Annotated in this window: 11 protein-coding genes; 8 read left to right on the forward strand and 3 right to left on the reverse strand. The window is 72.8% G+C overall.

Annotation, left to right across the window (positions count from 1 at the left end; genetic code table 11):
- Positions 1-194: 194 nt before the first annotated feature.
- Together miaB and ABZO31_RS25025 are read left to right on the forward strand one after the other, a co-directional pair.
- Positions 195-1,724, forward strand: a complete 1,530-nt coding sequence (gene miaB / locus ABZO31_RS25020) for a tRNA (N6-isopentenyl adenosine(37)-C2)-methylthiotransferase MiaB (RefSeq protein WP_406863515.1) — start codon at positions 195-197, stop codon at positions 1,722-1,724.
- 66 nt (positions 1,725-1,790) lie between these two features.
- Positions 1,791-2,498, forward strand: coding sequence for a class III extradiol dioxygenase subunit B-like domain-containing protein (locus tag ABZO31_RS25025; RefSeq protein WP_406863516.1), 708 nt, complete (start codon positions 1,791-1,793; stop codon positions 2,496-2,498).
- 50 nt (positions 2,499-2,548) lie between these two features.
- Here ABZO31_RS25025 and ABZO31_RS25030 read toward each other — a convergent pair whose 3' ends face one another.
- Positions 2,549-2,794, reverse strand: coding sequence for an antitoxin (locus ABZO31_RS25030; protein WP_406865469.1), 246 nt, complete (start codon positions 2,792-2,794; stop codon positions 2,549-2,551).
- 103 nt (positions 2,795-2,897) lie between these two features.
- Here ABZO31_RS25030 and miaA point away from each other — a divergent pair, with 103 nt between their 5' ends.
- The 6 genes from miaA to hflX all read left to right on the forward strand — a co-directional run bounded on the left by miaA (position 2,898) and on the right by hflX (position 10,888).
- Complete coding sequence (miaA, locus tag ABZO31_RS25035) at positions 2,898-3,836, forward strand: tRNA (adenosine(37)-N6)-dimethylallyltransferase MiaA (RefSeq protein ID WP_406863517.1); 939 nt, start codon at positions 2,898-2,900, stop codon at positions 3,834-3,836.
- Positions 3,837-3,944: 108 nt separating this feature from the next.
- On the forward strand, positions 3,945-4,439 hold the full coding sequence (locus ABZO31_RS25040) for a hypothetical protein (RefSeq protein ID WP_406865470.1): 495 nt from the start codon (positions 3,945-3,947) through the stop codon (positions 4,437-4,439).
- Between the two features lie 67 nt (positions 4,440-4,506).
- Complete coding sequence (dapF, locus tag ABZO31_RS25045) at positions 4,507-5,394, forward strand: diaminopimelate epimerase (protein WP_406863518.1); 888 nt, start codon at positions 4,507-4,509, stop codon at positions 5,392-5,394.
- A gap of 226 nt (positions 5,395-5,620) precedes the next feature.
- Positions 5,621-7,723 carry a RelA/SpoT family protein gene (locus ABZO31_RS25050; RefSeq protein ID WP_406863519.1) on the forward strand — a complete coding sequence of 701 codons (2,103 nt, stop codon included), beginning with the start codon at positions 5,621-5,623 and terminating at the stop codon, positions 7,721-7,723.
- A 66-nt stretch (positions 7,724-7,789) separates the two neighbouring features.
- On the forward strand, positions 7,790-9,271 hold the full coding sequence (locus ABZO31_RS25055; RefSeq protein ID WP_406863520.1) for a M1 family metallopeptidase: 1,482 nt from the start codon (positions 7,790-7,792) through the stop codon (positions 9,269-9,271).
- A gap of 123 nt (positions 9,272-9,394) precedes the next feature.
- A complete protein-coding gene (hflX, locus tag ABZO31_RS25060) occupies positions 9,395-10,888 on the forward strand; it encodes a GTPase HflX (protein ID WP_406863521.1) in 1,494 nt (497 codons plus the stop codon).
- 92 nt (positions 10,889-10,980) lie between these two features.
- Here the strand turns inward: hflX and ABZO31_RS25065 are convergent, their stop codons facing one another.
- Together ABZO31_RS25065 and ABZO31_RS25070 are read right to left on the reverse strand one after the other, a co-directional pair.
- The gene (locus ABZO31_RS25065; protein WP_406863522.1) at positions 10,981-12,159 is read right to left on the reverse strand and encodes a trypsin-like serine peptidase; all 1,179 of its coding nucleotides are present in this window, start codon (positions 12,157-12,159) and stop codon (positions 10,981-10,983) included.
- A 175-nt stretch (positions 12,160-12,334) separates the two neighbouring features.
- Positions 12,335-13,510, reverse strand: a complete 1,176-nt coding sequence (locus tag ABZO31_RS25070; protein ID WP_406863523.1) for a trypsin-like serine peptidase — start codon at positions 13,508-13,510, stop codon at positions 12,335-12,337.
- Positions 13,511-13,691 lie beyond the last annotated feature (181 nt).

Below are 13,691 nucleotides of genomic sequence, written 5' to 3' on the forward strand. Positions count from 1 at the left end.
GACCGGACCGAGCCCGCTCAGTGGCATGCGTCACGCTTGGCCGAGTCCCGGCGCAACCCGCCGGTCCGGGTTCCTCGGCGATCGCCCGGGGCGGCGGCAGGTGGGCGCGAGCGGTGAGGTGGCCGGCCTGCTCATGCCGCCCGGGGCGCCGAACCTCGGGTCTGGCAGCCGCCGGGACCACCTACCCTTGAGCCATGACCCTCAGCAGCGACCGGAGCCCGGCAGTGAACGTTCACGGCACCAAGAGTTACGAGATCCGCACCTACGGGTGCCAGATGAACGTCCACGACTCCGAGCGGCTCTCCGGTCTGCTTGAGGACGCCGGCTACGTCCGCGCCCCCGAGGGCGCCGACGGCGAGGCCGACGTCGTGGTCTTCAACACGTGCGCCGTCCGCGAGAACGCCGACAACAAGCTGTACGGCAACCTCGGCCACCTCGCGCCGAAGAAGGCCGCCCGCCCCGGCATGCAGATCGCCGTCGGCGGCTGCCTGGCGCAGAAGGACCGCGACACCATCGTCAAGCGGGCCCCCTGGGTCGACGTGGTCTTCGGCACCCACAACATCGGCAAGCTGCCGGTGCTCCTGGAGCGCGCCCGCGTCCAGGAGGAGGCGCAGGTCGAGATCGCCGAGTCGCTCGAGGCGTTCCCCTCCACGCTGCCGACCCGCCGCGAGTCCGCCTACGCGGCCTGGGTCTCCATCTCCGTGGGCTGCAACAACACCTGCACCTTCTGTATCGTCCCGGCGCTGCGCGGCAAGGAGGAGGACCGCCGTCCCGGCGACATCCTCGCCGAGATCGAGGCGCTGGTCGGCGAGGGCGTCTCCGAGATCACCCTGCTCGGCCAGAACGTCAACGCCTACGGCTCCGACCTCGGCGACCGCGAGGCCTTCAGCAAGCTGCTGCGCGCCTGCGGCGACATCGAGGGCCTGGAGCGCGTCCGCTTCACCTCCCCGCACCCCCGCGACTTCACCGACGACGTGATCGCGGCCATGGCCGAGACCCCGAACGTGATGCCGCAGCTGCACATGCCGCTGCAGTCCGGCTCCGACCCGGTCCTCAAGGCGATGCGCCGCTCGTACCGGCAGGAGCGCTTCCTCGGGATCATCGAGAAGGTCCGCGCCGCCATCCCGCACGCGGCCATCTCCACCGACATCATCGTGGGCTTCCCCGGCGAGACCGAGGAGGACTTCGAGCAGACCATGCACGTGGTCCGCGAGGCCCGCTTCGCGAACGCCTTCACCTTCCAGTACTCCAAGCGCCCCGGCACCCCGGCCGCCGAGATGGAGAACCAGGTCCCGAAGGAGGTCGTGCAGGCCCGCTACGAGCGCCTGGTCGCCCTCCAGGAGGAGATCTCCTGGGACGAGAACAAGAAGCAGGTCGGCCGCACGCTGGAGGTCATGGTCGCCGAGGGCGAGGGCCGCAAGGACGGCGCCACCCACCGCCTCTCCGGCCGCGCCCCCGACAACCGCCTGGTCCACTTCACCAAGCCGGACGAGGAGGTGCGCCCCGGCGACGTGGTGACCGTCGAGATCACCTACGCGGCCCCGCACCACCTGCTGGCCGAGGGCCAGGTCGTCGCGGTCCGCCGCACCCGCGCCGGCGACGCCTGGCAGAAGCGCACCGAGGCCGCCGCGGCGAAGCCCGCCGGCGTGCTGCTCGGCCTGCCGAAGATCGGCGTCCCCGAGCCGCTCCCGGCCGCCTCCGCGCCCGCCTGCGGCAGCCACTGACCGGTACGTCCTGAGTGGCCCCGGCCAGCCCGGCCGGGGCCGCTCTCGCGCAGTAGGCTGCGGATCATGCTTGTCGCCGCCGCCGTGTGCCCCTGCCCGCCCCTGCTCGTCCCCGAGGTCGCGTCCGGGGCCGCACCCGAGCTGGACGCCGCCCGGACCGCCTGCGCGGACGCCGTCGGCGTGCTCGCCGCGTCCCGCCCCGACCGGCTGTACGTGGTCGGGCCGGCCGGCGGCGCGGAGCGGACCGCGTTCCCGCAGGGGTCGGCCGGCTCCTTCGCGGGCTTCGGCGTCGACCTCTCCGTACGGCTCGGCGAGGGTCCGCGGGCGGAGCGAGAACTGCCCGCCTCCCTGGCCGTCGCGGGCTGGCTGCTCGACCGGGAGCAGTGGGCCGCCGCGCCCCTGACCGGTCTGGGCGTGGGCGAGCGGCGCGACGCCGCGTCCTGCGCCGCCGACGGCCGGGAGCTGGCCGGCTCCGCCGAGCGGGTGGCGCTCCTGGTGATGGGCGACGGCAGCGCCTGCCGCACGCTCAAGGCCCCCGGCTACCTGGACGACCGCGCGGCGCCCTTCGACGCGGTCGTGGCCGGGGCGCTCGCCGCCGCGGACACCGCGGCGCTGCTCGGCCTGGACGTGGACCTGGCGCGGGAGCTGCAGGCGGCCGGCCGCGCGCCCTGGCAGGTGCTCGCCGGCGCGGCCGAGGGCGCGGGCCTGGACGGCCGGCTGCTCCACGAGGACGCGCCGTACGGCGTGGGCTACTTCGTGGCGGCCTGGAGCTGAGGCCGCCTGGGCCCGGACCGGCCTGGAGCTGACACGGCCCGGAGCCGCGGCTAGGAGGCCGGTGGCGGGTTGTCGTCGCCATCGCGCTCCTTGTGGGCGATCCGACCGACGGTGCCCTTGGCCTTGCCCGTACCGGAGTGGATCTTGGTGCTGTACTTGCCCTTGGTCTTCTCGTCGACCATCCGGGCGGCCTTGTCGAGGTTCTCGTCGATCTTCTTCTCGTGCTTCTTGGCCAGGTCGGACACCTTGTCCTGAGCCGGGCCGAGCTTGGCCTTCAGCGAGTCCATGAAGCCCATCGGGTCACCGTCCTCGGTATCGAAAACGCCCAAATCGTGCTGAATACACAGCGTACTCGTGCGGGCGGAGAATGCGACGTCGGAGGTTTGGGAGACTGGGGCGGTGAGAAGCGCAGCTCCCGCCCCGCGGGTCATCGCCGTCGTCGGCCCCACCGCGGCCGGCAAGTCCGATCTGGGCGTCCACCTCGCCCGGCAGCTCGGCGGCGAGGTCGTCAACGCGGACTCCATGCAGCTCTACCGCGGGATGGACATCGGTACCGCCAAACTGACCGAGGAGGAACGCGGCGGAATCCCGCACCACCTCCTCGACATCTGGGACGTCACCGAGGCCGCCAGCGTCGCCGAGTACCAGCGGCTCGCCCGCGCCGAGATCGACCGGCTGCTCGCCGCCGGGCGCACCCCGGTCCTGGTCGGCGGCTCCGGCCTGTACGTGCGCGGCGCCATCGACGCCCTGGAGTTCCCCGGCACCGACCCGGCCGTCCGCGCCCGTCTGGAGGCCGAGCTGGAGGAGTGCGGCCCGGGTGTGCTGCACGCCCGGCTGGCCGCCGCCGACCCCGAGGCCGCCCGCGCGATCCTGCCGAGCAACGGCCGCCGGATCGTCCGCGCCCTGGAGGTCATCGAGATCACCGGCAAGCCGTTCACGGCCAACCTGCCGGGCCCCGACTCGGTCTACGACACCGTGCAGATCGGCGTCGACGTCGGCCGCCCCGAGCTCGACGAGCGGATCACCGTGCGCGTCGACCGGATGTGGGAGGCCGGGCTCGTCGACGAGGTGCGCGCCCTGGAGGCCGCCGGACTGCGCGAGGGGCGCACCGCCTCCCGCGCCCTCGGCTACCAGCAGGTCCTCGCGGCGCTCGCGGGGGAGTGCACCGAGGAGGAGGCGCGCGCCGAGACCGTACGCGCCACCAAGCGCTTCGCGCGCCGTCAGGACTCCTGGTTCCGCCGCGACACGCGCGTGCACTGGCTCAGCGGCGCGGCCGAGGACCGCGGGGAACTCCCGCACCGGGCGCTGACGTTGGTCGAACGAGCGGTTACAGCCTGATCACGTGATGGCATCGGGACGCACTGCCCGTCAATTCGGGGGTCCGGGGCGTGCCATCATCGAGCATCGATCGACCAAGTGGAGTCCGAGTTGGGAGGGCGCGTGGCGATGGAGGCCGGCCCTCGCGACAGAGAACAGGACGAGGCACAGGACGCCCGGGAGGGCGCCCTGGGCGCGATCCGCGGCGGTGCCCGTGACGCCGACGCACCGGGCCTGAGCCCGGACGGCCCGGACGACGCGGAGGGCTCCGCGGTCGAGGCCCCCGACGAGGTCGAGGTCGAGATCCGCCCCCAGCGCCGTCTGCGGATCTGGCAGCTCGCCCCCATCGTCGGGCTCGCCGCACTCGGCTCCCTGATGTTCGCCTTCCCGCTGGCCTTCGGCTCCGGCGAGGGCGGCCCGGTCGTCGCCATGCTCGGCCTGCTCATCAGCTGCTGCGCCGCCGGCTGGGGCATGATGGCCGCCCGGAAGGTCGGCCACACCTGGCCCGGCCTGCCCGCCCGCGGCTCCGGCGAGCGCCCCGACTGGCGGGTCCTCGCCCTGTACGTGGGCATCAGCGTCGTCCTGGTGGCCCTGGCGGTGTGGCGGGTGGCCCGGCTGCGCTGAGCGCACGCAGGTGGCCAGGCTGCGGTGAGCGCACGCGTCCGGCCGGGCGTCGTACCTCACCCGTACGATGGATCACGTGACCAGCACCCAGAACGCCCCGCTCGCCTTCCTCAAGGGACACGGCACCGAGAACGACTTCGTGATCGTCCCCGACCCGGACAACGCCGTGTCGCTCGACGCCGCGGACGTCGCCCGGCTCTGCGACCGCCGGGCCGGCATCGGCGGCGACGGACTGCTGCACGTGGTGCGCAGCGCGGCCCACCCCGAGGCCAAGGACCAGGCCGGCGACGCCGAGTGGTTCATGGACTACCGCAACGCGGACGGCTCCGTCGCCGAGATGTGCGGCAACGGGATCCGCGTCTTCGCCCGCTACCTCGAGCACGCCGGCCATGTCGCCGCCGGCGAGGTCGCCGTCGCCACCCGCTCCGGCGTCAAGCGCATCCACCTCGACAAGGACGGCTCCGTCACCGTCGCCATGGGGCGCGCCGTGCTCCCCGAGGAGAGCGCCACCGTCACCGTCGACGGCCGCAGCTGGCCCGCCCGCAACGTGAACATGGGCAACCCGCACGCCGTCGCGTTCGTCGACTCCCTCGACCACGCCGGAGAGCTGCGCGAGGAGCCCCCGTACGAGCCCGCCTCCGTCTACCCGGACGGTGTGAACATCGAGTTCGTCGTCGACCGCGGCCCCCGCCATGTCGCCATGCGGGTCCACGAGCGCGGCGCCGCCGAGACCCGCTCCTGCGGGACCGGCGCGTGCGCCGTGGCCGTTGCCGCCGCCCGCCGGGACGGCGTCGACCCCGCGGAGACCGGGACGCCCGTCACGTACACCGTCGACGTGCTCGGCGGGTCGCTGACCATCACCGAACACCCCGACGGCCGGGTCGACATGACCGGCCCCGCGGTGATCGTCGCCGAGGGCGTCGTCGACCCGTCCTGGCTCGGCGCCCGGGCCTGAGCCCACAGGCGCACCGCGGCCCGGGCCCTGAGCGCTCGGGCGCCCGCGCCTCCGAATCGCACAGGAAACAAACGGCGCCCCCGCGCTCCATCCCTCGAATGGGTGATCCGTTTCACGCTCGGCGAGAGCGGGACTGCGCCACGTGGTGGGGTCGGTAGCATCAAGCACCGGCCCCACGGGCACACCCTGCCCGCCCACCGCCGGTCGACGCCGCCGGAGGTGCCCCATGAGCGCAGAGGCCACCAACCCTGACGCCCCCAGCCGCCGCCGCGCCCGCCCGCGGCTCGACCTCCGCAGGCTGGGCCGTGCCGCACTGCTCGGACCCGCCGCCCGGGACCGGCTGCCGGACGCCATCGGGCACGTCGCCGAGGCCCACCGCGCCCACCATCCCGACGCCGACCTGGCCGTGCTCCACCGGGCGTACGTGCTCGCCGAGATCTCGCACCGCGGCCAGTTCCGCAAGAGCGGCGAGCCGTACATCACGCACCCGCTCGCCGTCACCCTGATCCTCGCCGAACTCGGCGCGGAGACCACCACGTTGACCGCCGCCCTGCTCCACGACACCGTCGAAGACACGGATGTGACGCTGGATCAGGTCCGCGAGGAGTTCGGCGACGAGGTCTGCTATCTCGTCGACGGCGTCACCAAGCTGGAGAAGGTCGACTACGGGGCCGCCGCCGAGCCCGAGACCTTCCGCAAGATGCTCGTCGCCACCGGCAACGACGTCCGCGTGATGTCGATCAAACTCGCCGACCGCCTGCACAACATGCGCACCCTCGGCGTGATGCGCCCCGAGAAGCAGGCCCGCATCGCCAAGGTCACCCGCGACGTCCTCATCCCGCTCGCCGAGCGGCTCGGCGTCCAGGCGCTCAAGACCGAACTGGAGGACCTGGTCTTCGCCATCCTCCACCCCGAGGAGTACGAGGCCACCCGCGCCCTCATCGCCGACAACAGCCGCGCCTGCGACGCCCTCGCCACCACCGCCGACCAGGTCACCACCGTGCTGAGGGAGGCCGGGGTCACCGCCGAAGTCCTGGTCAGGCCCCGGCACTTCGTCTCCGTCCATCGGGTCCGCCTCAAGCGCGGCGAACTGCGCGGCACCGACTTCGGCCGGCTGCTCGTCCTGGTCGGCGAGGACGCCGACTGCTACGCCGTGCTCGGCGAACTCCACACCTGCTTCACGCCGTTGATCTCCGAGTTCAAGGACTTCATCGCGGCCCCCAAGTTCAACCTGTACCAGTCGCTGCACACCGCCGTCGCCGGACCCGACGGCGCCGTCGCCGAAGTCCTCATCCGCACCCACCGGATGCACAAGGTCGCCGAGGCCGGTGTCGTCGCCCTCGGCAGCCCCTACGCGACCGCCGACGCCACGACGACCGCGGACGCCGAACCCGCCGAGGACGGCGAGCGCGCCGACCCCACCCGCCCCGGCTGGCTCGCCCGGCTCCTCGACTGGCAGCGCTCCACGCCCGACCCCGACACCTTCTGGACCTCGCTCCGCGACCACCTGGCCGAGGACCGCGAGATCACCGTGTTCCGGCCCGACGGCGGCACCCTCGGCCTGCCCGCCGGCGCCACCTGCGTCGACGCCGCCTACGCCCAGCACGGCGAGGCCGCCCACACCTGCATCGGCGCCCGCGTCAACGGCCGGCTGGCCACCCTGAGCACCGTCCTCGGCGACGGGGACACCGTCCAGCTGCTGCTCGCCCAGGACTCCGCCTCGGGCCCATCCCCGGACTGGCTGGAACACGCCCGCACCCCCGCCGCCCGGCTCGCGATCACCGCCTGGCTCCAGGCCCACCCGGAGCCCGCCAAGGCCCCCGCCGTCACTCCCCGGCCGCCCTCCGCCGTCACCGCCGACCGTGCCAGGGCCGTCGGCGCCGTCGTCGACCTGCCGGGCGCACAGGTCCGGCTGGCCGGCTGCTGCACCCCCGTACCGCCCGACGCGATCACCGGCTTCCGGGTCCGCGGCGGCGCCGTCACCGTCCACCGTGACGAATGCCCCGGCGCCGACCGTATGAAGACCCTCGGCCGCACCCCGATCCCGGTCAGCTGGGGCGACACCGCCGCCTGCCGGGTCACCCTCGTCGCCGAGTCCTTCGGCCGGCCCCGGCTGCTCGCCGACCTCACCGAGGCCATCGCCACCGCCGGCGCGGCCGTCGTCTCCGCCACCGTCGAGCCGCCCACCGAGCAGCGGGTCCGCCACACGTACACCCTCCAGCTGCCCGACGCCGCCGGGCTGCCCGCCCTGATGCGCGCCATGCGCGACGTCGCCGGCGTCTACGACGTCAGCCGCGTGCGCCACCCGGCCTGCTCCACCGTGCGCTGACCTCCTTCGGGTGGCGGGTGCGCGCGCCGCCCCCGGCGGCGGCCGGCGCCCTGGTAGCGGTAGCCCATGCTGCTCACCCCCCGACCCTCCGTGCGCCGCCGCCGGCTGCTGCGGGCCGCCGTCCTCGCCGCCGCCTCCGCCGGCCTGGTCGCCGCCGCGCTGCCCGCGCCCGGCGCGCTCGGCATCGGCGACCCGCTCTTCCCGCACCTCGGCAACCCCGGCTACGACGTCCTCGCCTACGACCTCGACCTCACCTACCCGGGCCGGAACACCGAACCCCTGAAGGCGGTCACCGGAATCGAGGCCGTCGCCACCGAGGACCTCGGCCACCTCAACCTCGACTTCACCCACGGCACGGTCGGCGCGGTCCGGGTCAACGGCGAGCCCGCCGCGTACACGACCTCCGGCGAGGACCTGGTGATCACGCCGGAGGACCGGATCGACGCCGGGGACAGGCTGCGGATCACGGTCACCCACACCAGCGACCCGTCGGGCCCCGCCGAGGCCGGCGGCTGGGTGCGCACCTCGGACGGCCTGGCCATGGCCAACCAGGCCGACGCCGCCCACCGGGTCTTCCCGTCCAACGACCACCCCGCCGACAAGGCGTACTTCACCTTCCGCGTCACGGCCCCCAGCGACCTCACCGCCGTGGCCAACGGCCAGCCCGTCGACCGCACCGAGCAGGGCGGCACCACCACCTGGACGTACCGCACCGCCCACCCCATGGCCACCGAGCTCGCCCAGGTGTCCATCGGCCGCTCCAAGGTGGTGCACCGCACCGGACCGCACGACCTGCCGGTCCGGGACGTGGTGCCCGCCGACGACGAGAAGCTCCTCGAGCCCTGGCTGCGCAAGACCCCGGAGCAGATGGCCTGGATGGAGGCCAAGGTCGGCCGGTATCCCTTCGAGAACTACGGGGTGCTCGTCGCCGACGCCGAGACCGGCTTCGAGCTGGAGACCCAGACCCTCTCGCTCTTCGAGCGGCGGCTCTTCACCGACGCGCGCTTCCCCGCCTGGCTGGTCGAGGCGATCATGGTCCACGAGCTGGCCCACCAGTGGTTCGGCGACAGCGTCACCCCGCGCCGCTGGTCCGACCTGTGGCTCAACGAGGGACACGCCAGCTGGTACGAGGCCCTGTACGCCGACGAGAAGGCCGGACAGTCGCTGGAGCGGCGCATGAAGGCCGCGTACGCCGCCTCCGACCGCTGGCGCTCCGCCGGAGGCCCGCCGGCCGCGCCCGAGCCGCCGTCGCCCGGCGAGAAGATCAGCCTCTTCCGGCCGGTGGTGTACGACGGCAGCGCATTGGTCCTTTACGCCCTGCGCCAGGAGATCGGCAAGGACGCCTTCGAGGAGCTGGAGCGGCGCTGGGTCGTCGACCACAAGGACGCCACGGCCGGTACGGACGACTTCGTCCGGCTCGCCGGCGAGATCGCCGGGCGCGACCTCACCGCCTTCTTCCGGGCCTGGCTGTACGGCAAGAAGACCCCCGCCATGCCCGGGCACCCGGACTGGCGCAGTGCGCCCGTCACCGCCGCGAAACCGGGATGACGCGTCCTGTCCGGCCGTGTCACCATCTTCGGGTCGGCGACGCGGCCGGACGGCCGGGGAATCTTTCCCGCCCGTCACCCGTTGTGATCGACGTAACCCCTTTCCGATCGACGTAAGGATCCAATGACCTCCTCTTCATCCCCTTCCCAGGACGAGCAGAGCTTCGCGGAGACGAACCGCACCGAGAGCCTTCGGGCCGATGCCCTGATGGAAGAGGACGTCGCCTGGAGCCACGAGATCGACGGAGAGCGGGACGGCGACCAGTTCGACCGCTCCGAGCGGGCCGCGCTGCGCCGCGTGGCGGGCCTCTCCACCGAGCTCGAGGACGTCACCGAGGTCGAGTACCGGCAGCTGCGCCTGGAGCGCGTGGTGCTGGTCGGCGTGTGGACCTCCGGGACGGTGCAGGACGCGGAGAACTCCCTGGCGGAGCTCGCGGCCCTCGCCGAGACGGCGGGCGCCCTCGTGCTCGACGGCGTGATCCAGCGCCGCGACAAGCCCGACCCGGCCACCTTCATCGGCTCCGGCAAGGCGCGCGAACTGCGCGACATCGTGCTGGAGACCGGTGCGGACACGGTGGTCTGTGACGGTGAGCTCAGCCCCGGCCAGCTGATCGCCCTCGAAGACGTCGTCAAGGTCAAGGTGGTCGACCGGACCGCGCTGATCCTCGACATCTTCGCCCAGCACGCCAAGTCCCGAGAGGGCAAGGCGCAGGTCGCTCTCGCGCAGATGCAGTACATGCTGCCGCGACTGCGCGGCTGGGGTCAGTCGCTCTCCCGGCAGATGGGTGGCGGCGGCGGTGGCGGCATGGCCACCCGTGGTCCCGGTGAGACCAAGATCGAGACCGACCGGCGTCGGATCCGCGAGAAGATGGCGAAGATGCGCCGGGAGATCGCGGAGATGAAGACCGGCCGCGACATCAAGCGCCAGGAGCGCCGGCGGAACAAGATCCCGTCGGTGGCGATCGCCGGTTACACCAACGCCGGCAAGTCGTCTCTGCTCAACCGGCTGACCGGCGCGGGCGTGCTGGTGGAGAACGCCCTGTTCGCCACCCTCGACCCGACCGTCCGCCGGGCCGAGACGCCCGGTGGCCGGGTCTACACCCTGGCCGACACCGTCGGCTTCGTCCGGCACCTGCCGCACCACCTGGTCGAGGCGTTCCGCTCCACCATGGAGGAGGTCGGCGACTCCGACCTGATCCTCCACGTGGTCGACGGCTCGCACCCGGCCCCGGAGGAGCAGCTGGCCGCCGTGCGCGAGGTGTTCCGCGACGTCGGCGCGGTGAACGTGCCCGAGATCGTGGTCGTCAACAAGGCGGACGCGGCCGATCCGCTGGTGCTGCAGCGCCTGCTGCGCATGGAGAAGCATGCCATCGCGGTCTCCGCCCGCACGGGTGAGGGCATGGACCGGCTGCTCGCGCTGATCGACGCCGAACTGCCGCGGCCGCAGGTCGAGATCGAGGCGCTCGTGCCGTACACGCACGGCGGTCTCGTCTCCCGTGCGCACGCCGAGGGCGAGGTGCTCTCCGAGGAGCACACGCCCGAGGGCACGCTGCTCAAGGCGCGGGTGCACGAGGAACTGGCGGCGCTGCTCGCGCCGTTCGTCCCGGCCGCGCACTGACGCACGGCGCCGACCGGTATACGGCGGAAGGCCCCGCTCCCTCCTCACGAGGAGGGAGCGGGGCCTTCGCTGTGCCGTGTGGTCGCTCCGCGTCAGCGGGCGAACTTCTTGCTGATCATCTCGTGCGCGCCCTTGGCGCCGCTGCCGAGCTGCGGACCGGCGAGCCAGCCGTTGGAGCCGGCCGGGCCGATCGAGGTGTTCGACACCAGCGCCGGCTTGCCGTTCGGCATGGTCCGGATCCAGCCGCCGCCGGAGGAACCACCGGTCATGGTGCAGCCGATGCGGTACATCGTCGGCGTGGCCGGGGCGGTGCTCAGCCGGGTCGGCCGGTCGATGCACTTGTGCATGATCAGGCCGTTGTACGGCGGGGCCGCCGGGTAGCCCCAGGCGCCCATGTAGCCCGCCTGGGTGGTCGTCGGCGCGGAGAAGTCGATCGGCAGTGCGGCGCCGACGGTCTCCTCCAGGGACTTGCCGCCGCGCTCCGGCTTCACGTGCAACACGGAGTAGTCGTACGGCCAGGCGGCGTTGGTGCCGCCCTGCCGGATCCACGCGTCCGAGGTCACGGCCCAGTCGGCCCAGTACTGGCCGTACGGCGCGACCTCGTGCGGCTTGGCGTTGTTGAGCGCCGCGGCCGACTTGCCCAGGTCGTTGAAGGCGGGGACGAAGGTGATGTTGCGGTACCAGCCGCCCTTCTGGCCGGCGTGCACGCAGTGGCCCGCCGTCCAGACCAGGTTGGACTTGCCGGGCCGGCGCGGGTCCTTCACGATCGTGCCGGAGCAGACGGCGCTGCCCTGCGGAGTGTCGAAGAAGATCTTGCCGACCGGCGCCGCGTTCTTGTGGTACGGCGTCTTCTCGCGCTTCGCGGTGACCGCGCGCGGGGTCGGGTCGGTGACACCACCGGCCGTGGTCCCGGACTTGGCCGTGAACGTCGGGTCGGGGCTCTTCGCCGACTTCATGCGCTCGGTGTCCCAGAGCCCCTCGATCACGGGGTTGACGAAGTCCTGGGCCTCACGCAGCCAGGTCTCCTTGTCCCAGTTCTTCCAGGCGCCGTTCTTCCACTGGTCCGGGTCGACTCCGTGCTTCTTGAGCTTGTCGGCCAGGTCCTTCGGAAGCGAGGCGCCGTCGCCCTCGCCGCCGGCGGCCGGGCTGGACGCGCCGGCGGCGGGCTTGTCGGCCGGCGGCTCGGTCGGGCCGCAGGCGGTGGCGGTGAACGCCAGCGTCAGGGCCATGCCGCCGACGAGTATCGCCGGCAGTGATCGTGCGGAACGCATGAGCTGAATTCCCCCAGAGAGACGTACAGCGTCCGATATGCCATGGACGCGTCATGATTGGCGCCCAGTATGCCGGGCGGAGGCGGGCCCCGAGCCGTCGGGCCGGGCCGGGGGCCGCCTCTTTCACCGATCTTTCACCGCATGCGCGTCGACTGCCGACGCGTATGCGGCGTGCTTACTTCCGCGCGTACTTGGCGCTGACGGACTCGTAGACCGCCTGCGCCTCCTTGCCCAGCCGCGGACCGGCCAGCCAGCCCGCCGTCACCGGGCCGATCGAGGTGTTGGACACCAGCGCGGGCTTCCCGTCCTTGCCGGTGGCCACCCAGCCGCCGCCCGACGCGCCGCCGGTCATCGTGCAGCCGATGCGGTACATCGTCGGCTGGTCGGCCTTGAGCGTGAGCCGGCCCGGCTTGTCCTTGCACTGCAGCAGCTTCTGGCCGTCGTACGGCGGAGCCGCCGGGTAGCCGGTCGCCGTCATCGAGTCGATCTTCGGCACCGCGGGCGCGTTGAACTGCACCGGAAGCGCCGAACCGACCGTCTCCTCCAGCGACTTGCCGCCGCTGCCCTTCTCCGGCGTCACGTGGATGACGGCGAAGTCGTACGGCGCGCCCTGCCCGCCGGTCGCCGCGCCCTGCGCGATCCACTGCTCGGAGGTCTTCACCCAGTCGCCCCACCACACGCCGTACGGAGCGACCTGCTCACGCGTGGCCTTCTTCAGCGCGGAGGTCGGCAGGCCCGCGTCGTTGTACGAGGGCACGAAGACGATGTTGCGGTACCAGCCGCCCTTCTTGCCCGCGTGGACGCAGTGCCCGGCCGTCCAGACCATGTTGGACTTGCCCGGGTGCTCCGGGTCCTGGACCACCGTGGCCGAGCAGACCATCGAGCCCTCGGGGCCGTCGAAGAAGACCTTCCCGGCCTCCGGCACGTTGTCGTGGTACGGCGTCTGCACGTTCCGCGCCCGCACCGGCAGCGGCGTCGGATCCGTGACGCCCTCGTCCCCGGAGATGTCCTCCTCCTCGACCGGCTTGTCGGGCCGCTCGGCGTCCCGCATCCGGTCCGGGTCCCAGAGGTCCTCGATGATCGGGTTGACGTAGTCCTTGGCCTCACGGAGCCACTTCTCGCGGTCCCAGTTCTTCCACTCGCCGCCGCGCCACTGGTCCAGGTCGATCCCGTGCTCCTTGAGCCGGTCCTTCAGGTCCTGCGGGATCTGGATCTTGTCGGAGCCGGGCGCGGACGCCGACGCGCTGGGCTTGTTCTGCGCGTTCTCCTCGGTCGGGCCGCAGGCCGTGGCCGTCAGAGCCAGCGCCGCGACGGTGGACGCCGCGGCCAGCAGCGGACGAATCGGTCGCATGAAGTGATCCCCCTGGGACTACGTCGACAAGTGCAGGTCCTCACTATGCCCGCGCCGGTGGGGACGGCTCCGGCCAGGTGTGCGGTTCCGGCAGGTACCCGGAAGTTGCGGTCGGTCCGAGGAAGTTGCGTCACACCCGTGGCCGATTGCCTCCGGCGTCGTTGGTACGTACGGGGGACCC

Source organism: Streptomyces solicamelliae, assembly GCF_045348655.1.
In the GTDB taxonomy this organism is placed as follows: Bacteria; Actinomycetota; Actinomycetes; order Streptomycetales; family Streptomycetaceae; genus Streptomyces; species Streptomyces solicamelliae.